The 22,993-nt window shown below is 63.1% G+C and carries 21 protein-coding genes; 5 read left to right on the top strand and 16 right to left on the bottom strand.

Translation table 11 applies throughout. From position 1 onward, the window contains the following. Nucleotides 1-55: 55 nt before the first annotated feature. Nucleotides 56-1,219 (bottom strand): ATP-grasp domain-containing protein, encoded by a 1,164-nt coding sequence (locus ACXIUA_RS11050; RefSeq protein WP_457976861.1) that lies wholly within the window; start codon nt 1,217-1,219, stop codon nt 56-58. A 257-nt stretch (nt 1,220-1,476) separates the two neighbouring features. Continuing rightward, nucleotides 1,477-2,766, bottom strand: coding sequence for an adenylosuccinate synthase (locus tag ACXIUA_RS11045; protein WP_070361829.1), 1,290 nt, complete (start codon nt 2,764-2,766; stop codon nt 1,477-1,479). A gap of 50 nt (nt 2,767-2,816) precedes the next feature. Between ACXIUA_RS11045 and ACXIUA_RS11040 the strand changes: the two genes are divergently transcribed. Then, a complete protein-coding gene (locus tag ACXIUA_RS11040; protein ID WP_457976860.1) occupies nt 2,817-3,701 on the top strand; it encodes a hypothetical protein in 885 nt (294 codons plus the stop codon). Here ACXIUA_RS11040 and ACXIUA_RS11035 read toward each other — a convergent pair. The 12 genes from ACXIUA_RS11035 to ACXIUA_RS10980 all read right to left on the bottom strand — a co-directional run bounded on the left by ACXIUA_RS11035 (nt 3,698) and on the right by ACXIUA_RS10980 (nt 16,067). After that, nucleotides 3,698-4,870 (bottom strand): FUSC family protein, encoded by a 1,173-nt coding sequence (locus tag ACXIUA_RS11035; RefSeq protein ID WP_457976859.1) that lies wholly within the window; start codon nt 4,868-4,870, stop codon nt 3,698-3,700. The genes ACXIUA_RS11040 and ACXIUA_RS11035 overlap by 4 nt on opposite strands. Before the next feature lie 77 nt (nt 4,871-4,947). Continuing rightward, nucleotides 4,948-5,229: a type II toxin-antitoxin system RelE family toxin gene (locus tag ACXIUA_RS11030; RefSeq protein WP_256000824.1), complete on the bottom strand. Its 282-nt coding sequence runs from the start codon at nt 5,227-5,229 to the stop codon at nt 4,948-4,950. After that, nucleotides 5,195-5,431 carry a type II toxin-antitoxin system RelB family antitoxin gene (relB, locus tag ACXIUA_RS11025; RefSeq protein WP_070361826.1) on the bottom strand — a complete coding sequence of 79 codons (237 nt, stop codon included), beginning with the start codon at nt 5,429-5,431 and terminating at the stop codon, nt 5,195-5,197. Before relB ends, ACXIUA_RS11030 begins: the two co-directional genes overlap by 35 nt. Before the next feature lie 508 nt (nt 5,432-5,939). Continuing rightward, entirely contained in the window at nt 5,940-6,980 is a 1,041-nt protein-coding gene (fbaA, locus tag ACXIUA_RS11020) for a class II fructose-bisphosphate aldolase (RefSeq protein WP_256006653.1), read from the bottom strand. A gap of 45 nt (nt 6,981-7,025) precedes the next feature. After that, on the bottom strand, nt 7,026-8,237 hold the full coding sequence (locus ACXIUA_RS11015; protein ID WP_284818713.1) for a glycoside hydrolase family 76 protein: 1,212 nt from the start codon (nt 8,235-8,237) through the stop codon (nt 7,026-7,028). A 12-nt stretch (nt 8,238-8,249) separates the two neighbouring features. Further along, complete coding sequence (locus ACXIUA_RS11010) at nt 8,250-8,915, bottom strand: TrmH family RNA methyltransferase (protein ID WP_070975598.1); 666 nt, start codon at nt 8,913-8,915, stop codon at nt 8,250-8,252. Then, a complete protein-coding gene (gene pyrE / locus ACXIUA_RS11005) occupies nt 8,902-9,435 on the bottom strand; it encodes an orotate phosphoribosyltransferase (protein WP_256000821.1) in 534 nt (177 codons plus the stop codon). The genes ACXIUA_RS11010 and pyrE overlap by 14 nt, the downstream gene beginning before the upstream one ends. After that, nucleotides 9,425-10,576 (bottom strand): hypothetical protein, encoded by a 1,152-nt coding sequence (locus tag ACXIUA_RS11000; protein WP_457976858.1) that lies wholly within the window; start codon nt 10,574-10,576, stop codon nt 9,425-9,427. Before ACXIUA_RS11000 ends, pyrE begins: the two co-directional genes overlap by 11 nt. A 12-nt stretch (nt 10,577-10,588) precedes the next feature. Then, on the bottom strand, nt 10,589-11,431 hold the full coding sequence (locus ACXIUA_RS10995) for a sulfurtransferase (RefSeq protein WP_256000819.1): 843 nt from the start codon (nt 11,429-11,431) through the stop codon (nt 10,589-10,591). 23 nt (nt 11,432-11,454) lie between these two features. Beyond that, nucleotides 11,455-11,868, bottom strand: coding sequence for a DUF4265 domain-containing protein (locus tag ACXIUA_RS10990; RefSeq protein WP_070479576.1), 414 nt, complete (start codon nt 11,866-11,868; stop codon nt 11,455-11,457). 22 nt (nt 11,869-11,890) lie between these two features. Then, complete coding sequence (gene clpB / locus ACXIUA_RS10985) at nt 11,891-14,449, bottom strand: ATP-dependent chaperone ClpB (RefSeq protein ID WP_457976857.1); 2,559 nt, start codon at nt 14,447-14,449, stop codon at nt 11,891-11,893. A 265-nt stretch (nt 14,450-14,714) separates the two neighbouring features. After that, a complete protein-coding gene (locus ACXIUA_RS10980; protein WP_256059986.1) occupies nt 14,715-16,067 on the bottom strand; it encodes a sodium/glutamate symporter in 1,353 nt (450 codons plus the stop codon). A 79-nt stretch (nt 16,068-16,146) separates the two neighbouring features. Between ACXIUA_RS10980 and ACXIUA_RS10975 the strand changes: the two genes are divergently transcribed. Beyond that, the gene (locus ACXIUA_RS10975; protein WP_457976856.1) at nt 16,147-17,247 is read left to right on the top strand and encodes a hypothetical protein; all 1,101 of its coding nucleotides are present in this window, start codon (nt 16,147-16,149) and stop codon (nt 17,245-17,247) included. On the opposite strand, the gene ACXIUA_RS10970 is transcribed toward ACXIUA_RS10975, so the two are convergent. Continuing rightward, nucleotides 17,204-18,046 (bottom strand): carbon-nitrogen hydrolase family protein, encoded by an 843-nt coding sequence (locus tag ACXIUA_RS10970; RefSeq protein WP_457976855.1) that lies wholly within the window; start codon nt 18,044-18,046, stop codon nt 17,204-17,206. The genes ACXIUA_RS10975 and ACXIUA_RS10970 overlap by 44 nt on opposite strands. Before the next feature lie 89 nt (nt 18,047-18,135). On the opposite strand from ACXIUA_RS10970, the gene ACXIUA_RS10965 reads away from it, so the two are divergent. From ACXIUA_RS10965 to ACXIUA_RS10955, 3 genes are read left to right on the top strand one after another with little or no spacing between them, the layout of a single operon-like run. Then, nucleotides 18,136-18,381 carry a hypothetical protein gene (locus tag ACXIUA_RS10965; protein ID WP_457976853.1) on the top strand — a complete coding sequence of 82 codons (246 nt, stop codon included), beginning with the start codon at nt 18,136-18,138 and terminating at the stop codon, nt 18,379-18,381. Then, nucleotides 18,374-19,558, top strand: a complete 1,185-nt coding sequence (locus tag ACXIUA_RS10960) for an alpha/beta hydrolase (protein ID WP_457976852.1) — start codon at nt 18,374-18,376, stop codon at nt 19,556-19,558. The genes ACXIUA_RS10965 and ACXIUA_RS10960 overlap by 8 nt, the downstream gene beginning before the upstream one ends. A 46-nt stretch (nt 19,559-19,604) precedes the next feature. Continuing rightward, nucleotides 19,605-21,368: a pyruvate dehydrogenase gene (locus ACXIUA_RS10955; protein WP_457976851.1), complete on the top strand. Its 1,764-nt coding sequence runs from the start codon at nt 19,605-19,607 to the stop codon at nt 21,366-21,368. 704 nt (nt 21,369-22,072) lie between these two features. Here ACXIUA_RS10955 and ACXIUA_RS10950 read toward each other — a convergent pair. Then, nucleotides 22,073-22,993: nucleotidyl transferase AbiEii/AbiGii toxin family protein (locus ACXIUA_RS10950; RefSeq protein WP_084028531.1), on the bottom strand; the 921-nt coding region annotated here is incomplete at its 5' end.

Here is a 22,993-nt window from a genome sequence, read left to right as displayed (position 1 = left end):
GCAGTAATCTGTCAATTAAACCAGTAAACTAGTCCAAATCCAACACAGGCCCGGTTCAGAGGCGCGACGCCGCCAGCGTCGCCCGGTCCCGCGCCTCCTGCGCCGACTCACCCGTCGACGTCACCACCGCAGCACCATCCACAAAACGCACACCAGTCTCCGCCACCGACATCGCCTTCGCAAGGCCATCCACGCTCGGGACAACATCCTCCACCAGGACCATTGCGCCCGGGCTGACCAAGGTGGCGTCAATAGGCAGACCAATCACCGCCCGCGCATGCAGCGAGCACTGGTTCAGGCGCTGCGTCGCACGCGTCAGCAACCCATCCAAGGACGGCCGCGGCCGCGCATCCGAGAAGTACACCTCATCACCGGCCACGAACATCTCCACCGCGTACAAGCCCTGCCCGCCGAGCGCCCCCGTAATCCGCGCCGCAATCGATCTCGCGTTCCCCGCCGCAGCCTCCGACAACACCGCCGGCTGCCACGCCTCCACCAAACGGCCACCCACATGCCGCGTACCGATCGGCTCACAGAACCACGTCGCCAACTCACCCGTCGCCGGGTCCACCGAACGAGCCGCCAAAATCGTCAACTCAAAATCAAACTCAATAAACCGCTCCACGACCACCGGACCCTCCGGGTCCACCTCCGCAGCCGCCTCCCACGCTGTGGTTACCTCCGCGTGCAGGTCCTGCTCGCTCCGCAGCACCGTCTGGCCCTGCCCCTCCGACGAGCGCCCCGGCTTCACGACGACCGGCAAACCCAACCGCAACGCCGCCTCCTCCAGTTCCTCCGGAGAACGGACGAACTCACAACGCAACGTCGGCAAGCCCAAGGAATCCGTCGCCGTCGCACGCACGCCCTCACGCGAACTGCACAGCTCCTGCGCCTCCACCGACGGCGCCACAATCGACCCGGCGCGCTCCTCCAGTTCCTTGAGCACCTCCGGGTCCACCCCGGCTCCCGCCACCGTCAACGACGGATACCGCTGCTGCATGTCTTCCGCTGCAATTTCGGAGGTGTGCAGGTGCGTCACGTCAAAACCGAGCTGTTTGAAGGACCACGCGAGTTCCTCCTCAACCACGCTGTCACCCAGCACGAGCACCTGACGAGGATCGCACCTCAAATCCCGTGCGGGGTCGAGCTGAGTGATGGGCTCGTTGTCGAGCTGCTGTTGCTGCTCTGACTGCTGCTCTTCGGGCATTGCTGCGTTCATAGTGGTCAGCATATTCAGCTGCGTATGTGGCGAGCAAACTTGAACGGGCTTGAATGAGCCCTGGAGGGGGAAGGTGTGCTCTCGAGCGGAGTCGGGAAATTGTGAACAGATTTGCTTGTGTGCGCGGTCACAAAAAGCGCAATTTTGTTCACGATTTTCCGAATAAAGTTGAGAGGCACATATCCACCCCTCGGCCCGAGCAAAAAAGAGGACCTGGGAGCGTCTCCCAGGTCCCGAACTTCGGAGGAAGCAGAAAGCTAGCGGTCCATCACGTCGAAGCGGACGATGGTCTGGTCGCGGCCAGGGCCGACGCCGATGTAGCTGATCGGCGCGCCCGAGAGCTCCTCGAGACGGAGGACGTAGTCCTGGGCCTTCTGCGGGAGCTCCTCGAAGGTGGTGCAGCCGGTGATGTCCTCGTCCCAGGCCGGCATCGTTTCGTAGATGGGGGTGGCGTGGTGGAAGTCGGACTGGGTCAGCGGCATTTCGTCGTGACGGACGCCGTCGACGTCGTAGGCGACACAGATCGGGATTTCGCCGATGCCGGTGAGGACGTCGAGTTTAGTCAGGAAGTAGTCCGTGAAGCCGTTCACGCGGGCGGCGTAGCGGGCAACAACGGAGTCGTACCAGCCACAGCGGCGCTTGCGGCCGGTGTTCACGCCGACCTCGCCGCCGGTTTCCTGCAGGTATTCGCCCCACTTATCAAACAGCTCGGTTGGGAACGGGCCGGCGCCGACGCGCGTGGTGTACGCCTTGACGATGCCCAGGGTCGCCGTGATCTTGGTCGGCCCGATGCCGGAGCCTACGCAGGCGCCGCCGGCGGTCGGGTTGGAGGAGGTCACGAACGGGTAGGTGCCGTGGTCGACGTCGAGCATGGTGGCCTGGCCGCCCTCCATGAGGACGTGTTTGCCTTCGGCCAGTCCGGTGTTGAGGACGTTTTCGGCGTCGATAATCATGGGCTTGAGGCGTTCGGCGTAGGACATGAAGTAGTCCATCATTGCGTCGGCCTCAATAGCGCGGCGGTTGTACATCTTGACCAGCATTTGGTTCTTGACGTCCAGCGCCGATTCGATCTTCTGGCGGAGGATTGATTCGTCGAGGATGTCTTGGACGCGCAGACCGACGCGGGCGACCTTGTCGGCGTAGGTGGGGCCGATGCCGCGGCCGGTGGTGCCGATGGCGCGCTTGCCCAGGAAGCGTTCCTGGACGCGGTCGAGTGTCTGGTGGTAGGGCGCGACGAGGTGCGCGTTGCCGGAGATGCGGAGGCGTGAGGCGTTGGCGCCTCGGGCTTCAAGGCCGTCGATTTCGTCGAAGAGCGCTTCGAGGTTGATAACGACGCCGTTGCCCAGGATCGGGGTCGCGTTCTCGCTGAGCACGCCTGCCGGCAGTAGCTTAAGTTCGTACTTTTCGCCGCCCACAACAACCGTGTGACCTGCGTTGTTACCGCCGTTGGGTTTGACTACGTAGTCGACTTTCCCGCCGAGGATATCGGTGGCTTTGCCTTTCCCCTCGTCGCCCCATTGGGCGCCGACAATGATAATGGCGGACATTCTCTCTCCTTTAATAGGCACTAATCCGGGCTTATTGTAGCGTGAATGCCATGCGTCTTCTTCATTGTGCGTGTGCTAGCTCCCTCACAGTCCCTGGTGCGGAGGAGGTCACACTTCCGGAGGTGCCGTCGAGAAGTGAGCTTTCCTTTCTTCTCGACGTCGCCAGCTCCGCCCTCCCCCACGACCCGACGCCGAGCCTGGCGGAGATCCAGAAGTCGCCGTCGGTGGAGCACCTGGGTGCCCCGCAGTTGGCGCCGCAGCGGCCTGAGGAGCGGCTGCGTGTGGTCGTGTCCGGCAGTGATGCTGCGCTGAGTGCGGTGCTGACGCGGCTGATGCGCGCGGACGTGATGTGGGTCGAGGTCGCCTACCTGCCGACCAATGCGGCGTCGCCGGCGGCGGTGGCATGGGGCGCGGGGTCCGTGGACCTGGCCGTGGAGGGGCCGGTGGTGCCGTCGCCGTGTATTAGGACGGACACGGGCGTGGTGGTGGCCGGTTCGGCGACGCTCTCCCACGGGGATGGGCGCAGCGAGTACGTGGGCGAGATCGTGGTGGATTCGCAGCAGCTAGTGATGCGCACCGGCGAGGAACCCTCCGCGCGGTTCTTCGGGCAGTTCGGAGCACGCCTGGTGCCCACCCCGGATGCGCCGGGGCTGGCGGCGTCACGGCTGGTCACGCCGCTCGTGGTGCCGGAGGGGCGCCGCGTGGACCCGCAGCGACTCGAGGGGTTGGCGGGCATGCCGCTTGGCGGGATGTTTGTGAAAGGCAAAACGGTCGCCCCGGCCCTCACGGACCCGGCGACCGTTCTGACTGGCCGGGCACTACAGTCCGGCGGGGAGGACATCACGCTAGTGGTGGACGGTGTCGCCCACCCGCGGCCGCTGCAGCGGGTGACGTTCTACCGCCACCTTCGCGACATCCAGTCGGTACGCGGTTAGCGCAAATCGAAGGACTCCGGCGGGTACGCCGGCGTGTCAGAGGTCGGGGCCAGCGCCGCCAGCGCAGACTCCCTCGACATGCCGCACACCTGCAGCAGGTCCACCGTCAGCGAACGCGTCTGCGCCAAAATCGCGTACTCCGACAACACCGCGTCCTTCTCCAGCAGGTCCACCGACGAGCCCTGCGCCACCGCCCGCAACTCGTTCACAATCTGCGGGATCACGGTGGCCTGCGCACGCCGCGACTTCACCTCGTACACCTCAGAAATGTCCAGGCACGCCTTCGCCAACACATCAATCAGCTCAATCTGCTTCGGCGAAACGTGATCCCCGTCCTCACACAACACCAACGCCCGACGTGCCAGCACACGACACGAACGCACCGCGTTATCCACCGGCGGGATCACCAAACTCAGCGAATTGATATAACGGCGGGCGCCCCACAAAAACGGGGAAATCTTCGTCGTCTCCTTGCCCGCGTTCACCGCCGACGCCATATCGTCAATATCCGTCTGCGACCCGCGGATCGCCTCCAGGGCATCATCGATCACCAATGGGTCGCGGTCGGTGAGGCCGGAGGCGACGTCGTCAAGCACTGAACTCATCAACCCCATCAAGTTCGAAATCTCCGCGCGCACCGGCTCCATCGGCCCCTGCGGAATCAGAGCAATCGTGGCCAACGCCACCATGCAACCCACCGCCGCGTCAATCGTACGGTCAAAACCCGTCACCTCCGCACCGGGCGGCATAATCGTCGCGATCAGAATCGAACCAATCGCCACCTGGTTATTCACCAACTGCGACTTCGAAAAGAACGACGCAATCAACAAACTGCCCGACACAATCGCCGCAATCTGCCAACCCCCATCCCCCAACCTGTAAAACAGCGAATCCCCCACCAGCACGCCGAGCGCACAACCAATCGAGAGATCAATCGCCTTCGAAATGCGCTCCCCACCCGACATACCGATAATGATGACCACGGAAATCGGGGCAAAAAACGGCTTCGCGTTCCCAATAATGTCTCCCGCGATCCAATACGCAATACCGGCAGCGATCCCCATCTGCAGAATCGGCAACAGGCGCTTACGCACACGCATCAACCGCGCCTGAATCGACTGATCCACCGACGCCAACCTGGCACGCGTACCCATTCTCTCTTTCGCCATGCCATAACCATAGCGCCCCGGGTGGTCGTGCCGTTTTCGTTCCGGTCGACGGGAGCAGCGTGGGTGAGGGCGGTCCACTACCTATAAATTTCTCCACGGTGCCCCACATCAACCACCAACACCGTCACCGTGTCATCTTGAATCTCAGCAATTACCCGATAGTCCCCGACACGCCAACGCCACAACCCTGACATTCCACCTACAAGGGCTTTACCGCGGACGCGTGGATCATTCAACCGCGACAAATCACCCAAGACTTGAAAAAGCCGACGCTGTACCTGCTTGTCTAGCCGTCGCACCGCCTTTCGTGCCCTAGGCGAAAACTCAATCTGCCAGGCCACACTCGGCCTTAAGTTCATCGAGGGTAACAGTTTCCAGCTCGCCCCTACGAACAGCTTCCGCCTCAGCCTGAAGCTCGTAGATATATTCAGCGTCATCAAGATAGGCCTCAATTGCCTCACGGATGTAGAACGCCTTTGGCCTACCTGTCTTTGTAGCAAGCTCGTCAAGCCGACGTTTCTGGACTTCGTCCATTCGCAAACTAATCACTGATCCACTCATGTATACATGTATACACAAGCCTGCCAAGCCTGTCACCCCAAGCCAGCAGTCCCTCGACAGCAAATACAAAATAGTCACATTTCAAGACACCTAACCGCATGAAGTGTGAACTGCTGGAACCTTCCAGACGCTTTCAGTGCCAATAGACGCACCGCATTTTTCGCGACCTGGGCTTTTGGCGGATTCGGCGGAAGGGATTGCGTCCTTTGGCACTGGCGTGAAAAGCGGCGACACCAGATTCCAGGTTTTTGGAGAAGCGGCTTCGTAAAACCCCAGGTCGCGGGGACCAAGAGAGGGAATTTGGTGCGCGCGCAAAAGGCCAAGACACCAAATTCGCGGATTCCAGAAAACCGCCACAACAAAACCCCAGGTCGTCCCTGGCCAAACAGGGATTTTGGTGCACAGCAGGCCGCAAAGGACCCCCAAAGGGGCCCAAACCACCCCACACACGAAGAAACCCCCAGGACCGCGAGGGTCCCAGGGGTTTCAGGAAAAGCAAGCAGTACGACTACTTGGACACGGAGGTGCCAACGGAGCGCAGGTCCTGGCAGGCCTCGATGACGCGGTCGGCCATGCCCTGCTCAGCCTTCTTCATGTAGGAGCGTGGGTCGTAAACCTTCTTGTTGCCCACTTCGCCGTCGATCTTCAGGACGCCGTTGTAGTTCTCGAACATGTGGGAGACCACTGGGCGGGTGAAGGCGTACTGGGTGTCGGTGTCAACGTTCATCTTGATGACGCCGTAGCGCAGAGCCTCCTCGATCTTCTCCTTCTCGGAACCGGAGCCACCGTGGAAGACGAAGTCGAATGGGTTGGTGCCTGCTGCCAGGCCGAGCTTCTTCTCGGCGACCTTCTGGCCCATGTCGAGGACCTCTGGACGCAGCTTCACGTTGCCTGGCTTGTACACGCCGTGGACGTTGCCGAAGGTTGCGGCCAGCAGGTAGCGGCCGTTCTCGCCGGTGCCGAGGGCATCAATGGTCTTCTCGAAGTCCTCTTCGCTGGTGTACAGGTTGGCGCCGGCCTTTGCCTGGACGCCGTCCTCTTCGCCACCGACGACGCCGATCTCGACCTCGAGGATGATGTTGGCCTTGTGTGCCTTTTCCAGGAGTTCCTGGGCGACCTCAAGGTTGTGGTCGATTGGGATGGCGGAGCCGTCCCACATGTGGGACTGGAACAGTGGGTTCTCGCCGCGGTCGACGCGCTCCTGGGAGATCGCGATCAGTGGGCGGACGTACTCGTCGAGAACCTCGAGCTGGCAGTGGTCGGTGTGCAGCGCGATGTTGACGTCGTAGTGCTTAGCGATCTCATGTGCGAACGCAGCAAGCGCCTGGGCACCCGCAACCTTGTTCTTCACGGACAGGCCAGAGCCGAACTCTGCGCCACCGGTCGAGAACTGGATGATGCCGTCAGACTCGGCTTCTGCGAAACCACGAATTGCGGCGTTGATGGTCTCAGACGACGTGCAGTTGATGGCCGGGTAAGCGAACCCGCCCTTCTTTGCAGTGTCGAGCATCTGGTTGTAGACCTCAGGGGTTGCAATTGGCATGAAGATAACCTCCACTAGAGCTTCTTAGGTACGCCAACCAGTATGCCTGCTTTACTGACTATTTGCAGCCGCCACCCGCGCAGCAGCCTCCAGCAGCATCCACCCGGAAAGCTGTACCGAAAGGTCCCTCTCATCAATTCGGACCAACCCGACAGCCTCGCTCAAGGACGAAGGCCCGAGCCCGTAATTGTGGGGAAGGCGGGCGTCTTCGGTCCATCGCGCGGAGAAGATCGGCAGTCCGTCGACCTCCAAACGGTGGGACCAAAGGGACTCCGCCGAGGCCATAATCAGCCTTGATGCTATCTTTTTGGTCGCGATGTTCTGGCGGGAATCTTCAGGGAGACGGACTGCAACATCGGCAAGGTAGCGTGCCAGAATTCCCTTGAAGAGTCCGCCGTCGCCGTCGCCGGATTCGTAGGACTTGTTCAGAATCACCCCCTGGGGGGTAGCCATATGCAGCACAATCGCTTCCACGATTGCCCGGATATGTGTGATGTAAAACACGGAATCGTCGGCGCGTTTTGAGTACGCGAAGGAGTCGATTGGCTCGTCGTCGCGAAGTCCGACGTCGGCGCGCAACGCCAGCGCGATCTCTAGGCTCGCGCCGAGCACCGTGCCCTGGTTGTACGTATACAGCTTGTCGACGACCTCCGGGCCATGCATCCGCATCCGGATCCCGTCCTGCACCAGGCCTGACTCGGTGACCAGGTTGTCGAACGTCCAGTCAAGCAGCTCGCGGGCCTTGTCCAGGCGGCCAGTGCGCGCGAACAAGAGGGCGGCCGGGCCGTTCGAGGGCACGTTGTAGAAGGTTTCCTCCGTACGCCACGGCAGCACACCCATCACCGGGTCGATGCCTGCGAGCAGGTCGAACTCCAGGGCGTCGAGGGCCTTCGTGCGGCGCGCCAAACCCTCGTCGACGGCGCGGTTCCACGCCAGGGCCAGCCAGGCCTTGTCGTCGTAGTACTTGTTCTTCGTCAGCTTGCCCAGGTTGCGGCGCTGGATGCCACGCAGGGTGTCTTTGAGGCGGCGCTTGTGGGTTTTGGTGGGGCGTCGAAGAGCGGCGTCGATCTGGCAGTCCAAATAGTGGGCCTGCCACCAGTAGTGCCAGTGCCAGTAGAGGCGATCCTTCGAGCCCGGCGGCCACGTGACCACCGCGAGGTTCGTCTTCGGCAGCCCCCACAGGCGGGAGGCGTGTCGCTCCTGCACAGCCGATTGAGCCAGGTCAGCGCGGTGCGACCATGTTTCCGCGGCGGATTCTTCCACAACCTTCACCTTTCACCAAGCAGTACTCAAGTCGGCGTGCTGGCGTATCCACGCGTGCATCGCGATGCCCGCAGCAACACCAGCGTTAATCGAGCGCGTCGAGCCGAACTGCGCAATCGAGCACGTCATCGACGCCTCGCGCTGCGTCTCGTCCGTAATGCCGGGACCTTCCTGCCCGAACACTAACACGCAGCGCTGCGGAAGTTCCGCCGTTTCGAGCGGCACGCAGCCGGGCGTGTTATCGATCGCCACAATCGGCAGGTCGTGCTCCTTGGCCCACTGCGCGAAATCCTCGATCGTCGCGTGGTGGCGGATGTGCTGGTAGCGGTCCGTCACCATCGCGCCGCGCCGGTTCCAGCGCCGCCGCCCAATAATGTGGACTTCCTCGGCGAGAAACGCGTTCGCGGTGCGCACCACGGTGCCGATGTTGGCGTCGTTCTCAAAGTTCTCAATCGCAACATGGAACGGGTGGCGCCGCTTGTCCAGCTCCTCCCGGATCGCCTCGAGGGACCAGTAGCGGTAGGCGTCCACTACGTTGCGACGATCCCCTTCCTCCAAAAACTGCGGATCCAACCGGGGGTCATCCGGCCACGGGCCCTCCCAAGGGCCTACGCCGTGGCGGCCCTCATTCCACTCCGTCGGTCCTTTGGCCTGCTCAGCCTGCTCAGTTGAGTCCAAGGTCCTCGAGCCCCAGCAGGAATCGGTAGTCCAGGCCGGCCTCGTGCAGGGCGTCGGCGGCGCCAGTCGCGCGGTCCACCACGGTGGCCACCGCGACGACCTCCGCGCCCTCAGCGCGCACGGCTTCCACCGCGGTCAGCGGCGAGTTGCCCGTCGTGGTGGTGTCCTCCACCACCAGCACCTTCTTGCCAACAATCGACGGCCCCTCAATCCGGCGCTGCATGCCGTGCTTCTTCGCCTCCTTGCGCACCACGAACGCGTCGATCGGGCGGCCGGCGGCGTGCATCACGGCCGTGGCCACCGGGTCCGCACCCAGCGTCAGGCCACCAACCGCGTCGAACTCCAGGTCCGCCGTCATCTCACGCAACAGCTTGCCGATCAGCGGCGCAGCCTCATGGTGCAACGTCGCACGACGCAGATCCACGTAGTAGTCCGCCTCCTTCCCGGAGGAAAGCGTGACCTTGCCGTGCACCACGGCCAGTTCCTTCACCAGCTCTGCGAGGCGTGCTTTATCGTTCATGATCGGTTGGCTCCTTCTCGGTGTCCGGGGTGTCTGACGTGTCGTTGAAAATTGTGGAGGGCTGCTGCTCGCGGCGCACTCTGGTCAAATCATAGAGCTGCGCGCCGTCATCGGCAGGTGAACCGTCCGCGATCGGCGCCACAGAATCCGCCCCAATCTCGTGGTCCTCCAGCTCGCCGAAACCTCCGCCGGTGACGCGGGTCGGCAGCTCGAGTGGTTCCTCCGGGCGCTGCACCTGCGGGGTCTCCGGCTCAAGTGCCTCCTCGGCACCGAGCACCGGGGCGAGCTCGGCCGCCTCGCGCGGTGGCAGCGTGCGTGCCGCGTCCGCCAGCAACGCCAGCGGCGCGAACGTGTCCTCCCAGTCCTGCGGCGTCGAACCGCGCTCCAGCTGGGCCAACACCCAGTCTTGTTCGCACCACACCGCGCACACACTTTCGGGCATCTCGCGCAGGGCGGTGCGCACGCGCACGTCGATGAAGCGCAGGACGGGACCGGGCTCGTTCGTGAATAGCTCGAAGCCCTCGACGGTTTCCACCAGCACCAAATCCGCCGAGGAATCCGCCTGGAACTGCGGACGGCGCATATCCACCACGATGTCGCTGACCTCACCCGTTGCGACGGCCACCACCGTCACACCGCCAAGGTCCACCACGCGGACATCATGGCCGTAGACCTGGCCCGCCACGACATCGCGTGGCTCCGCACCGGACGCCGCCGCACCCCGGTGCCACTCGTCGACCAGGTACTCATCCACCTTGGAGAAGCGGAAGCCGTGCTGTTCCGCCCACAGGCGGCGCTCCCGGCGCGACGCGCCCGGCAGCTGCAGGCCCGACATGCGGTGCGGGCGCTTCGGGGCAGGCTCGGGCGCCGGTGCAGGTTCGGGCTCCGGCTCCGGTACCGGCTCCGGCTCCAGTTGGGGCTCTGGCTCCGGGGCAGGCTCGGGCTCTGGTTCCGGCTCTTCTTCCACCTCGAGCGCAGGCTCCTGCTCGGCCTCAGGCTCCACGTCCGGCTCAGCCTCAGGCGAGGGCTCGGCTGGTGGCGGAGGGGGCGTCGATAAGGAGGGAGACGCAGGTGCAAACCACAACCAGACAGCCGCGACCACGAGCAGCGCGGCCAGCCCAAACAACACGTAAGCAATCATCGAAGATTGATACTACAGTGCCGTGGCGACCTTATTCCCCAACCGTGCACTCCACTGCGACCAGCCACCCACATAATGCGTGGCCACCGGCAGGCCCGCGTGCTCCATCGCCGCGATGAGCAGCGCGGAGTGGTTGCCCGAACCCGAGTACGTAATCATCTTCGCCGGGTCCGTATTCTGCGTCACTCCCAGGCTTGCGAAGCGGTCGCGGATGTAGTCCGTCTCCTTGACCTTCCTCGTTTCCTTGCAGAACAGGTCCGCCGCCGGCAGGTTCAGCGCAGACGGGATGTGGCCCGCCTTCAAGTCCAGTACTTCTCGACGCCCAGCAAAGCGCTTCTCATCACGCGCATCAATCAGGATGCCCTCGAACTGCTGTACGTCCTCCAGCGTCGCCACCGGAAGCTTGCTGCCCTCCAGTTCCAGGTCGCGCGGCACAACCACGTTGCCTGGGCCGGCGATGGTCTTGAGGCCCTCGGCCTCCCACTCGCGGAAGCCGCCGTCGATAATGTGGACGTGCTCCAGGCCAGCCCAGCGCATGATCCACCACGCGCGGGCGGCGAAGACGCCGGAGCCCTGGTCGTAGATGAAGACCGGGCGGTTCGCCTCGACGCCCCACTCCTCGAGCGCCTCATCGATCACGGCGAGTGACGGCAGCGGATTGCGGCCCTCGCGGCGGCCCGGCATGCCCACGAGGTGGCCCTCCAGGTCACCGTAGACGGCCGTCGGAATGTGCTCGGACTGAAACTTCTGCCAGGCCTTGCCTGCCTCCGGCTCCCAAGAAACATCGAGCACCGTCTGCTTCTTGCCGGACTTAATACGTTCGTACAGCTCCTGCGGAGAAATAAAAACAGTCATACATAACACCATACGCGTATGCCTCACGCTGTATAGCCAGGTGCGAGCTGGATCACGCCAGAAGCAGCCAAACCCTCCAGCCACTCATCAATACCGGCCTTCGGACAATCCGCACCTATCGACGCCGCCAACATCCCACCCGGGCCCATCTCCACCCGGCAACCAAACGCCAACAACGTCTCCGCCAGCGAAAACGGCGACTCCCCCTGCGGCAAAATCCGCACCGTGGACGCACCCCCGCGCACCACGACCTTATTCACGTGGAACATGCCGCCAACGCGCACGCACTCCACGATGTCCCCCACCGCCAACGACACATCCACAAACGGCACCGACGCAACGACGAAGTGGCCACCACCAAGCTGGTGAGCCTCAAGTTGCTCGTTCTCCACGCCTGGCACGGCCACCCGTGTGTAAATCGTCGTCGTTGGTTGCATGGACAGCAGTGTAGCCCGAACGCTACTTCGCTGCAGACACCACCAACTCCTCACCGCCTTCCGCGACATCAACCTGCACCGCATCACCATCACGGATCGCGCCGGCCAGCAGCTCCTTCGCCAACCGGTCACCAATCGCCTGCTGGATCACACGACGCAGCGGACGCGCGCCGTAGGCCGGGTCGTAGCCGCGGTCCGCGAGCCAGGCCTTCGCGGCGTCGGAGACGCGAAGCTGGAGGCGTCGAGAAGCAAGGCGATCGGCGAGCGTGCCCAGCTGAATGTCGACGATGCCCACCAGCTGCTCCTTCGTCAGCGGCTCGAACACCACCACATCATCGAGGCGGTTGATGAACTCCGGCTTGAAGTGCGACTTCACCGCGTTCATGATCTGCTCGCGGTCGCCGCCCGCGCCCAAGTTCGACGTCAGGATGATCACCGTGTTACGGAAATCCACTGTGCGGCCCTGGCCGTCGGTCAGGCGACCCTCGTCGAGGACCTGCAGCAACACGTCGAACACATCCTGGTGTGCCTTCTCAACCTCATCGAACAGCACCAGCGAGTACGGGCGACGGCGCACAGCCTCAGTCAGCTGGCCGCCAGCGTCGTAGCCGACGTATCCCGGAGGGGCACCGACCAGGCGCGCGACCGAGTGCTTCTCGCCGTACTCTGACATATCGATGCGCACCATCGCCGCCTCATCATCGAAGAGGAACTCCGACAGCGCCTTCGCAAGCTCCGTCTTACCCACGCCAGTCGGGCCCAGGAACAGGAAGGAACCAATCGGACGGTTCGGATCCGCAACGCCCGCACGCGAACGCCGCACCGCATCCGACACGGCCACGACAGCTTCCTTCTGGCCCACAACGCGGCCAGCCAGGATTGCCTCCATGTCCAGCAGCTTCTCGGTCTCACCCTGCATCATCTTGCCCGCAGGGATACCCGTCCACGCCGACACAACCTCAGCAATCACCTCAGGAGAAACCTCCTCCGTGAGCATCGTCCTTGACGACGTCCCCGCCGCCTCCTCAGCGTCCTTGACCTGCTGCTCCAGCTCCGGAATGCGGCCGTAACGAAGCTCCGAGACCTTCGCGTAATCGCCCTCGCGCTCCGCGATCTCCGACTCGTTACGCAGGTGCTCCAGCTCCTCCTTTGCAGCCTGCACCTTATCGATCTCCGACTTCTCATTCGACCAACGCGCCTTCAGCTCACCGAGCTTCTCGCGCTGATCCGCCAACTCCTGGCGCAGATCCGTCAGACGCTCCTTCGAAGCCTCGTCGGACTCCTTCTGCAGCGCGATCTCCTCGATCTCCAAGCGGCGCACAATACGCTCCAGCTCATCAATCTCCTGCGGCGAGGAATCAATCTCCATCCGCAGACGCGAGCCCGCCTCATCAACCAGGTCAATCGCCTTATCCGGCAAGAACCTGTTCGTGATGTAACGGTTCGACAGCTCCGCAGCCGCCACCAACGCCGAATCCTGGATCCGCACGCCGTGGTGCACCTCGTAGCGCTCCTTCAGGCCACGCAGAATACCGATCGTGTCCTCCACAGTCGGCTCACCCACGTACACCTGCTGGAAACGACGCTCCAGCGCCGCATCCTTCTCAATGAATTGGCGGTACTCATCCAGCGTCGTCGCACCAACCAGCCGCAGCTCGCCGCGCGCCAACATCGGCTTAATCATGTTGCCAGCATCCATCGCGCCCTCGCCCGTGGCACCAGCGCCGACGATGGTGTGGAGCTCGTCAATAAACGTGATGATCTGCCCGTCGGACTCCTTAATCTCGTCCAACACCGCCTTCAGGCGCTCCTCGAACTCACCGCGGTACTTCGCGCCCGCAACCATCGACCCGAGGTCCAGGGAGATCAGCGTCTTACCCTTCAGGGACTCCGGGACGTCGCCCGCCACGATGCGCCTTGCAAGGCCCTCAACAATCGCCGTCTTACCGACGCCCGGCTCACCAATCAACACCGGATTATTCTTCGTGCGACGGGAAAGCACCTGCACCACGCGTCGGATCTCACTATCGCGGCCAATGACGGGGTCAATCCGGCCCTCACGCGCACGCGCCGTCAGGTCCGTCGAATACTTCTCCAACGCCTGGAACTGATCCTCCGGCGACTCCGACGTCACCTTCTTATTCCCGCGCACCGACTGGAACGCCGCCTTAATCGCCTCAAACGTGGCGCCACGCTTCTTCAGCAACTCCGCCGCGTCATCATTACCGCGCGCGATACCAGCCAACAGCACCTCGGTGGAGACAAACTCGTCGCCGAGCTCGCCCGCCAACTCCTGCGCCGCATTCAACGCATTCAAACCATCGCGGTTAAAGTTCGGATTCGCCATGTTCTGGCCCTCCGCTTTCGGGTAGGAATCGACCAGCTCAGCCGCCTCCTTCGCGACCGTCTGCGGATCCACACCCGTCGCCTGCAGCACCGGCGCCGCGATGCCGTCCTCCTGCTTCAGGATCGCCTCAAGTAAATGCGCCGGACGAATATCCGGGTTCCCCTTTGCCGACGCCTGCTGCAGCGCCTGCTGCAACGCCTCCTGCGTTTTCGTAGTTGGGTTAAACGAAGACATGTCCGTTTTCCTTTCTCTTTGCGTTTTATTTTTGTTGTTCACTCTCCCTAACGCACGAGAAGTTGAGTCTGTTCCACTCAAGGTTGGAGTGTGGCGTTTTCGGGGGTGGCGCTGCAGATTTTGGGGCTCGGCGAGCCCTTGGAAACGCTCTGAAACCCCACGTCAAAACGCAAAAGGTAGTAACAGGAATGTAGTAATCCTCGAAATGGGCCCAAAAAAGCGGATTACTACATTCCTGCTACTACCATCTAGGAAAATTCCGGCCCTATTCCTTGGCAGCCATAGCCCCTGAGCCGTGTTTCTTGGCGGGCACCCACTTCAGCGCGAACGCCACGACCACCACCGCAACGGCGATCAGGAACGACACCCAGCCGAACGCGGTGGTGAACCCGGCGATAATCGCAATTGGGGCGAGGATGGTCATACCGATCTCGAAAGGGGCGAAGCCGACGTAGGCCACACCGTATTCGTTGAGAGTGCCGGACTTCAGTTTGGGGTCGACCATCTTGAGCAGGGCGATACCGGTGGCGACGGCGGCGGTTGCCCAGCCCCAGCCGAAGATGCCGCGCTCGAGCCAGTTTTCGCCGAAGAAGAGCGGGCCGGCCCAGGCCATCCATACGACGCAGAAGACGGTGCCGAGCACGAACATGATGAGCAGGGCCTGCCAGTACCCGGCGAGTGCTGCGGGGACGATGGAGGCGATGCCGAAGGCGATCATGAAGTCGGTGGCGGCGCCGGAGACGGTGGAGATGGTTTCGCGATCGAGGTAGTTGGGTCGCTTGAAGGCGACGAGCAGGCCGCGGCCGATAAGGCCGATGACGAAGGCCATGGCGAACAGTGGGATGGAGACGTTGCTCCACATGCTCTTGATCCAGGTGTTGACGGTGTAGGCGATCAGCACGGTGATGAGGATGAATCCGGCGTGGAGTGCCAGCGGTTCGATGGAGGACGGGTTGGTGGTTGCGCGTCCGATGGAGGGGCGCTCGGACTCGGCGGCGATGTAGCCGGTGCGCAGGTCTTCGGGGAGGGTGCCACGGAGTTCGGTTGCCTTGCCTTTCCGGATACCCCAGTTTGCAACGATGACGCCACCAACGATAGCGACGAGGGTTCCCACTGTGGCGGAGGTGAATCCGATGGAGGACGCTTCGGCGATGCCGATGTCCTCAAGTGCAGAGCCGACGGCGGCGGCGGTGCCGAAGCCGCCGACGAAGCCGACCGGGAGCATCATGCCGAACCATGGTTCGGTGCCGAAGAATGGCGCGAAGAAGTACAGCCCCAGGAGGATGAAGATGCCCCATTGGCCCATGAACATGGCCGTCGAGTAGCCCCACATGTTGCGGGCGCCTGAGGCGACGGAGCCGCCGAGGTTCATGGAGTAGGCCATGGAGGCGAACACGACGGCGATGAGCAGCGTTGTGTAGGTGCCGACTTGGTCGGACCAGTGAATGACGCCGAGGACTTCCTGCCCGAGGATGAGCCCGAGCAGTCCGGCGGTGATCGGTGCCGGCAGGAGCAGCGCCTGTAACACTTTCAGTCGGTTTCGGAGCACGTTTCCGATGATGAGCAGGATGGAGATCCATCCGATATCCGTCAGAAGTGTGTACGGCGTGTAGTCCACTGCGGCACCTTTCTCTCTAATTGTTTCCCTGCTCACACTAGTCCACCTCACCGAGGCTGAGAAACAGTACCCTGGCCCTATGACAAAGTTTGCCCCCGTTGCTGATGGCCCAAATTCGGCCGCGTTGCAGGCGCTCGCGCAGCCAGATTCGGAGGTGCGCGCCACGCTGTTTGAGCGGATTGTGGAGCAGTATCCGCAGGCAGCGATGGTCTTTCCGGAAAGCCCCACGGAGGTACCTCAAGTGCTTCTCGACGCCACTTCGTTCACCCTCGCGTCCACCCAGGAGTCCGAGTCGGCGGGGGCAGCAATCCCTGAAGCAACCCTTATCCCGCTGCGCGAGTGGGCGTTGGATCTGCGGCGGACGGGGTTTCCGGCATCGGAGTTTCCGGCGGTGGCGGAGATCGTTGGTGGGGTTGTGGGCGTCGATACGCAGGTGTTGGTGCGGGCGGCCCGCGAGATGGAGCGGGTGTCGCGGGAGGCTGACGAGGCCGGGGTACCTGCGGCGTCGGTGGCGCAGGTGACCTCGGTTGTACAGGACGGATCGGCGTGGGTCGTGCGGGCGGAGGCTTCCGCGGCGGTAGGCTATGCGGCGGGGCAGGCGCTGCCGGTGATGCGCGCGGGCAACCAGGGCGTGTGGTGGGCGTTGGCCCCGGCGGTGCCGCCGAACCGGTTCGGGCAGCTCGAGTTCCACCTCGACGGGCCGGATGTGGAGGTCGGCGACTACCTGACGTTAGGGGCGGCGCGAGGCCCTGCGGTGCGGGCGAACCGACCAAAGATGCTGCTCGTGGCCGTGGGCACGGGCTGGGCGGCGGCGAAGTCGGTGGTGTTCGGGCTCATCGAGGAACGCATCCGCCCCGAGGTGCACCTGGTGCTATGCGGGGACAGCCCCAGCGATTTTTACGACACCCGCACCATCAACTCGCTCGCAGATTCGCAGCCGTGGCTGCAGGTTACGCGCGTCGCGCCGACCCCGGGCGAGTTTGGCGAGAGTTCCGCGAAGGCCATTTGGGTGCCGGGGTCGGCGTTCGTGTCGGCGCCGGGCACGTGGTGGGACCACCAGATCGTGCTGTGTGGCAAGGGCGCCGAGGTTGCGGAGTACCGCGAGGCCCTCGAGGCCGCTGGCGCTAGTGGGATCCTTACATGCGCGACTGACGCAGCGGTCCAGTTTCCGACAGCCTAATAAGAGGTACGTCCTCCTGCACGGCCGCGACCTGCGCGATGTCGATATCGGCGTCGAGGAGCTCAGGGCCGTAGCCGGCCTCCACAATCCGGTGCCCGTCCGGCGCCACAACAGTGGAGAACCCGATGCCGGTCGGGCCGGACTTCTCGCCGGCCTCGGTCTCGTGGTTCGGACGGGACTGCCCGGCCGCCGCGATGAACGCGCCGGAGTCGAGGGCGCGGGCGCGCGTCAATAAGCGCCACTCCTCAAGCTTGCCTGGGCCGTCCGCCCAGCTCGTGGGCACCACGATGACGTGCGCGCCCATCGCCGCCAGCTCCTTGAACTGCTCCGGGAAGCGGATGTCGAAGCAGGTGGCCACGCCGACGGTGGCGTCGCCGTGCCGGAACGTGAGCAGGGTGTCGCCAGCCTTGACGGTGCGGGACTCGTGGTAGCTGTGGGCGTCGTAAAGGTGCACCTTGTCATAGGTGAGGATGCGTGGGGTGTCGCTGTGGCCGTCGAGGATGAGTGTGGTGTTGTAGACGCGGTTGATGCTGCCGACGGTGTCCGCCGGGCGGAACGAACCCGCGACGATGGTCACGCCCAGCTCCTTGGCCAGCGAAAACAGCCCCTGCGTGAACGGCCCGTCGGTATTCTCGGCCTGGTAGTCAAGGCGGCCGGCCCCGAACGCGTGCGAGGCCGCCTCCGGCAACACGATGAGCGTCGCGCCCCGGCGCGCGGCCTCCCTGACCTGGGGTTCTATGCGCGAAAGGTTGCGCATTTTATCAGGTCCACTGGTGAATTGTGCCAATGCGATACGCATGTGGATAACTTTAGCGAATCTGAAATTTTATCCACAGGGTTTCGGGGTTTTTCCTTGCCCCGTTTCGGCGGGTTTTCGAGGATGGGTGCATGCATCTCTCAACGACTATCCCGTCCCTCGCCCGCTCCCACCGCGTCGCCCGCACGTCGCTCCCCCGCGCTGAGCTGCGCGACAGCGCCAGCGCGGCCGCGTTACGCTCGCTGGGGGATCGCGCCCAATCGCTTTTCGACGCCTCCACCACCGCCCTCAACACGCACTTAGAATCCATCGCCTCATTTGCGGACGACTGCATCCACTGCGACACCCGACTTGCGGAGGCGTTGCGCCATGTCTGACGCCTACCGGCCTGCCCTGGATGCCGGGCAGCTGATGGTCGCCGCGGGCGTGCTGGACAGTGCCGTGGCCGAGTTCCGCGCGCGTTCCCAGACGTGCCACGTTGCCAGGTCCGACCTGGTAGGGGCGGGTTTTCACGGGCCCGCACCTGCCGCTGCCCTGCAGCGCCTCCAGCGTGTCGACGCCACCTTCGCCCACCCCGCCGACGACCTCACCCAGGCCGCCAAGGTACTACGCCGCTACGCCACCTGGCAGGCGCGCCTCGACGCGATGGCCCGATCCCTGCGCGACAGCCCCGTCTACGCGCTGGCCGTGCAGGTGTTGAACGGGGTCTCGCGGACCTTCGACACGCTGTGCGCCGCCGAGCTCGAGGCCCTGTGCAAGGCGCGCGAGCGGGAGCTAGAGGCGGCGCGCGGGCACGTACCGCTCATCGCGCGCCACGGCGTAGACCTTGGCCAGGTACACCGGACAAACCTGGCCGCGCTCGACCCGGCACGCCGCGAGCTCGTTGAGTCCGCGGGCGCGACCGTACTAGAAGCCGGGCCCGTGTCGGCGACACTGGCGGTCGGTGACGTGTTGGACCCGGCGCGCGTGATCACGATGGTCGCGGGAGTATCCACCGGCCGGCCCGAAAACCTGGGCGGTGAACTTGCCCGCGCGCAGTTCCTCGCCGAACGCACCGGCGCGACCGTCATCCTCTGGCAGGGGTACGACCCACCACCCAACGTGGTCGATGGCTTGAATCCCGGCCCGGCGCGCCGCGGCGCCGACGACCTCTCCGCCTTCCAACTCGCGCTCAGCGACCGCTTCCCGAACGCCCACCGGCTGGTGCTTGCCCACAGCTACGGCACCCGCGTCGCAACCGAAGCGGCGGTCCACCACGGCCTGCTTACCGACCAACTCTGGCTCGTCGGCAGCGCCGGCGTCGCCGGTACCCACGTGAGCGACCTACGACTGGCAGGGCCAGATTCCCGCGTGGTCACCGTGGATTCTCCCGACGATCCGATCCTGTGGACCAGGTCCGGTTCGCAAGCGGTGCTGGGGGCGTCGCCAACCGATCCTGCCTACGGCGCGCGCGTTCTACCTGGTGTTTCGGGCGGACATAGCGACTACTTCACAGACGAGGCCTTTGTGTCAGCTCTCACACAATCTTTCGAGTTCCAGGAGGCAAATAGGTAACATGATAAGCGGTTAATTTATTCTTCAAATAAAGGAGACTTTGGAAATGGCTCAGAACTTCGCCTCGGCATTCGTTGCCAAGCTGAAGGAACTCGGTGTCAAGCGCATCTACGGCCTCGTCGGTGACTCCCTCAACCCGCTTTCCGACGCCGTCCGCACCCAAGGCATCGAATGGGTCCACGTCCGCAACGAGGAAGCCGCCGCATTCGCCGCCGGCTCCGACGCACTCGCAACCGACGAACTCGCAGTGTGCGGCGCATCCTGCGGCCCAGGCAACACTCACTTCGTCCAAGGACTCTTCGAGGCGCACCGCAACGGCGCAAAGGTCCTCGCGATCGCCTCGCACATCCCCTCCTTCCACATCGGTTCGTCCTTCTTCCAGGAAACCCACCCAGAAATGCTCTTCCAGGAGTGCTCCTCCTACTGCGAGATGGCAAACTCCGCCGACCAGGGCATGCGCGTCGTACACAACGCCATCCAGAACACCATGTCCGGCAACGGCGTATCGGTAGTCGTCGTCCCAGGTGACGTCTTCGCACAAGAAGTCACCGCCGACGCCCCAACCCTGTCCGGCAACTACGCCTCCGGCAGCAACAAGCGCGTCTACCCCGACCCAACCGAAGCCGCCCGCCTCGTCGAAGCCATCAACGAAGCCGACACCGTCACCCTCTTCTGCGGCTACGGTGCCAAGGACGCCCGCGACGAAGTCTTCGCGCTTGCCGAAAAGATCAAGGCACCAGTCGGCCACTCCTTCCGCGGCAAGATGTACATCGAGTACGACAACCCATACGACGTCGGCATGTCCGGCCTCCTCGGCTACGGCGCCTGCCACGAAGCCTCCGACAAGGCAGACCTCTTCATCATGGTCGGCACCGACTTCCCATACACCGACTGGCTGCCCAGCAAGAACGTCGCCCAGATCGACATCGACGGCGCCCACATCGGCCGCCGCACCAAGGTGCACTACCCCGTCATCGGCGACGTCAAGAGCGTCATCGAGAACATCCTCCCGCACATCGAGGAGAAGAAGGACCGCTCCTTCCTGGACGCAATGCTGAAGCGTCACGCTGAGCTGCTGGAGTCGGTCGTCGGCAAGTACACGACGGAAGCCCGCGAAGCCCGCACCCCAATCCACCCAGAGCTCGCCGCCTCCGTCCTCGACGAACTCGCCGACGAAGACGCCTACTTCACCGTCGACACCGGCATGTGCAACGTGTGGTCCTCCCGCTACCTCACCCCCAACGGCAAGCGCGACGAATCCGCATCCTTCCTGCACGGCACCATGGCCAACGCTCTCCCGCAGGCCATCGGCGTCCAAGCCGCATTCCCCGACCGCCAGGTCATCTCCTGGTCCGGCGACGGCGGCCTCGGCATGCTGCTCGGCGAACTGCTCACCGTCAAGCTGCACAACCTGCCAGTGAAGACCATCGTGTTCAATAACTCCTCACTCGGCATGGTCAAACTCGAAATGCTCGTCCAAGGCTTCCCCGAGCACGAAACCGACCACGACGGCGTCAACTACGCCAACATCGCCGAAGGCGTCGGCATCAAGTCCTTCCGCATTGAAGACCCAGCCGACCTGCGCCCGAAGCTCAAGGAGGCCCTCGCCTACGACGGCCCCGTCCTCGTCGACATCGTCACCGACCCGGACGCCCTCTCCATGCCACCAAACATCACCTGGGACATGATGAAGGGCTTCACCGCCGCCGCAACCAAGACCGTTCTCGACGGTGGCGTCGGCCGCATGATCGACCTGGCACGCTCCAACCTCCGCCACATCGGCGGCGCAGCGTCGATCACGTTCAAGTAATGATGCGCTAGGTTTTGCGGCTTTGTGGCCTCGGGCTTTTGCCCGGGGCCACTTTGCGTTTTGGGGGTTTGTGGCCTCGCCCGCGTCGACCAGCACTTGCGTTTCCCCAGGTCGCGTCGTCTGTCTACGAAGAACGTTCCCCCAAGCCTTGTATCTTCGCACCAGATTCCGGGTTTTCAGCGAGCGGATTTACAAACACCCAGGTCGGACAAACCCCCGCCCCGATGTGGGAATTTGGTGCGCACCCTCCCCTGCCTGGCGCCCTCAAACCATTCAAAGCGTGGGCTTCAAAGCGTGCGATGCAGGTCGCGCTCTCTCACCCAACCGGGCCGATTTTCGGCGACCAGCATCGCACTCCTTAAACACCTCGACACGAGCACTGCAAGCAAAATCCCGCAGCCCGACCGAACTCCAACGCCACTCGGCCACGAGGTGCACAAGCACTTACACCGCATAGTCGTAGATCTCGCCGAATGCAGAAGCCCGATGAGATTTATCAAAGCGGGACCAACCCAATCGTGGGATTCGGCTCCAAATACAAAACCATGCTCGGCCTTCTCGGTAACGTGGTAAAACTCGAGCGGGCAATCATCTGCGAACACCAGGCCAATGGGATCGCGAAAGCCAGCTCCCCGACGGCGAACAGGTGACTCAGGCGCGCGAGTGGGGTAAGTGAGAGGTCTGCACCAGCGACCTATATGTTGTCAGGATTCCCATGTCTGCTTCTGCGGATTCCATACCCCGGCCACGATTGACGCACTAAGAAGCGGGTTTAAGCACCCTCCGACGACGCCAAGTGCGGTTGCAAGATCGTGATACTCCGCAGGGAAATCAGCTGCTTGCCGCGCCTGCTTCGGATAGGCCTGGGACCACTGCGGACCAGGACTAATCATCTCCTTTGGAAGATCAAGACCGCGGTGGGTGGCTTCCTTTGTCATGAGTGTTTGCAAGAGCTTCGCATCGATGGATTGGCTGGTCACAATCCGGACCAAGTCGATGAGATCGTGGTACCGCGTTGATGGTTCTGCCCCGTGCAATTCGTAGCAGGCGCATAGTTTGTCGGCAGCAACGTTTTCAACCGGAACCATTCGGATAACTGCACCGGATGGAAGCCCCTCGTACTCAATGACCGGATTGATCGTCACAGAGTCAATCGGGGCGTCGAGATGCTGCTGCGTAGATATATCCACGCTGAAGGATACGACCTGCTGCGCCCCGATCCTGAGAATGACTTTGAATGATCCTCTGGTCCGGTCCATCGGGTCCTGATTATCCCTTGCCGGCTCTTGTAACTCGAAAGTGAAATCGGGATCTGTCGGGCCAGGCTCATCAACTAGCACCTGCAGCTCTCGGAGCGCTTCTGCAGGAGGGACTTGCTCCCGGCGCGCTAAGTCGATGTCGCGACTGCGTCGACCAGACCCGATCCGTAAGAGAAGGCTCGTCCCTCCTTTGAGGACCCACACACAGTCATCATGAGCAAATAATCGGGTCAGGAACATATCGAAAGCGAACTGGTGTTGGATATTCTCCACTGTCACTGACTGTCGGCGGGCTTCGTTACGAAGCTTCGCCAAGAGTTGCGTCCGCTTGCGAACAATACGGCTGACTGGTGATACCGCACTCAT

The sequence above is a fragment of the Corynebacterium sp. UMB8791 genome (assembly GCF_054166365.1).
Note: the sequence above shows the minus strand (reverse complement) of the source record. Positions and strands in the feature narration are given on the sequence as shown.

What these genes read in the sequence shown, in the direction of transcription:
- ACXIUA_RS10960 (WP_457976852.1), top strand. Translation starts at nt 18,374, where the DNA reads ATGTCTGACGCCTACCGGCCTGCCCTGGATGCCGGGCAGCTGATGGTC.
- ACXIUA_RS10955 (WP_457976851.1), top strand. Translation starts at nt 19,605, where the DNA reads ATGGCTCAGAACTTCGCCTCGGCATTCGTTGCCAAGCTGAAGGAACTC.
- ACXIUA_RS11045 (WP_070361829.1), bottom strand. Translation starts at nt 2,766, where the DNA reads ATGTCCGCCATTATCATTGTCGGCGCCCAATGGGGCGACGAGGGGAAA.
- ACXIUA_RS11035 (WP_457976859.1), bottom strand. Translation starts at nt 4,870, where the DNA reads ATGGCGAAAGAGAGAATGGGTACGCGTGCCAGGTTGGCGTCGGTGGAT.
- ACXIUA_RS10975 (WP_457976856.1), top strand. Translation starts at nt 16,147, where the DNA reads ATGACAAAGTTTGCCCCCGTTGCTGATGGCCCAAATTCGGCCGCGTTG.
- ACXIUA_RS10965 (WP_457976853.1), top strand. Translation starts at nt 18,136, where the DNA reads ATGCATCTCTCAACGACTATCCCGTCCCTCGCCCGCTCCCACCGCGTC.
- ACXIUA_RS11000 (WP_457976858.1), bottom strand. Translation starts at nt 10,576, where the DNA reads ATGATTGCTTACGTGTTGTTTGGGCTGGCCGCGCTGCTCGTGGTCGCG.
- ACXIUA_RS11030 (WP_256000824.1), bottom strand. Translation starts at nt 5,229, where the DNA reads ATGAACTTAAGGCCGAGTGTGGCCTGGCAGATTGAGTTTTCGCCTAGG.
- ACXIUA_RS10970 (WP_457976855.1), bottom strand. Translation starts at nt 18,046, where the DNA reads ATGCGTATCGCATTGGCACAATTCACCAGTGGACCTGATAAAATGCGC.
- relB (WP_070361826.1), bottom strand. Translation starts at nt 5,431, where the DNA reads ATGAGTGGATCAGTGATTAGTTTGCGAATGGACGAAGTCCAGAAACGT.
- ACXIUA_RS11050 (WP_457976861.1), bottom strand. Translation starts at nt 1,219, where the DNA reads ATGAACGCAGCAATGCCCGAAGAGCAGCAGTCAGAGCAGCAACAGCAG.
- ACXIUA_RS11040 (WP_457976860.1), top strand. Translation starts at nt 2,817, where the DNA reads ATGCGTCTTCTTCATTGTGCGTGTGCTAGCTCCCTCACAGTCCCTGGT.
- ACXIUA_RS10990 (WP_070479576.1), bottom strand. Translation starts at nt 11,868, where the DNA reads ATGCAACCAACGACGACGATTTACACACGGGTGGCCGTGCCAGGCGTG.
- pyrE (WP_256000821.1), bottom strand. Translation starts at nt 9,435, where the DNA reads ATGAACGATAAAGCACGCCTCGCAGAGCTGGTGAAGGAACTGGCCGTG.
- ACXIUA_RS10995 (WP_256000819.1), bottom strand. Translation starts at nt 11,431, where the DNA reads ATGACTGTTTTTATTTCTCCGCAGGAGCTGTACGAACGTATTAAGTCC.
- clpB (WP_457976857.1), bottom strand. Translation starts at nt 14,449, where the DNA reads ATGTCTTCGTTTAACCCAACTACGAAAACGCAGGAGGCGTTGCAGCAG.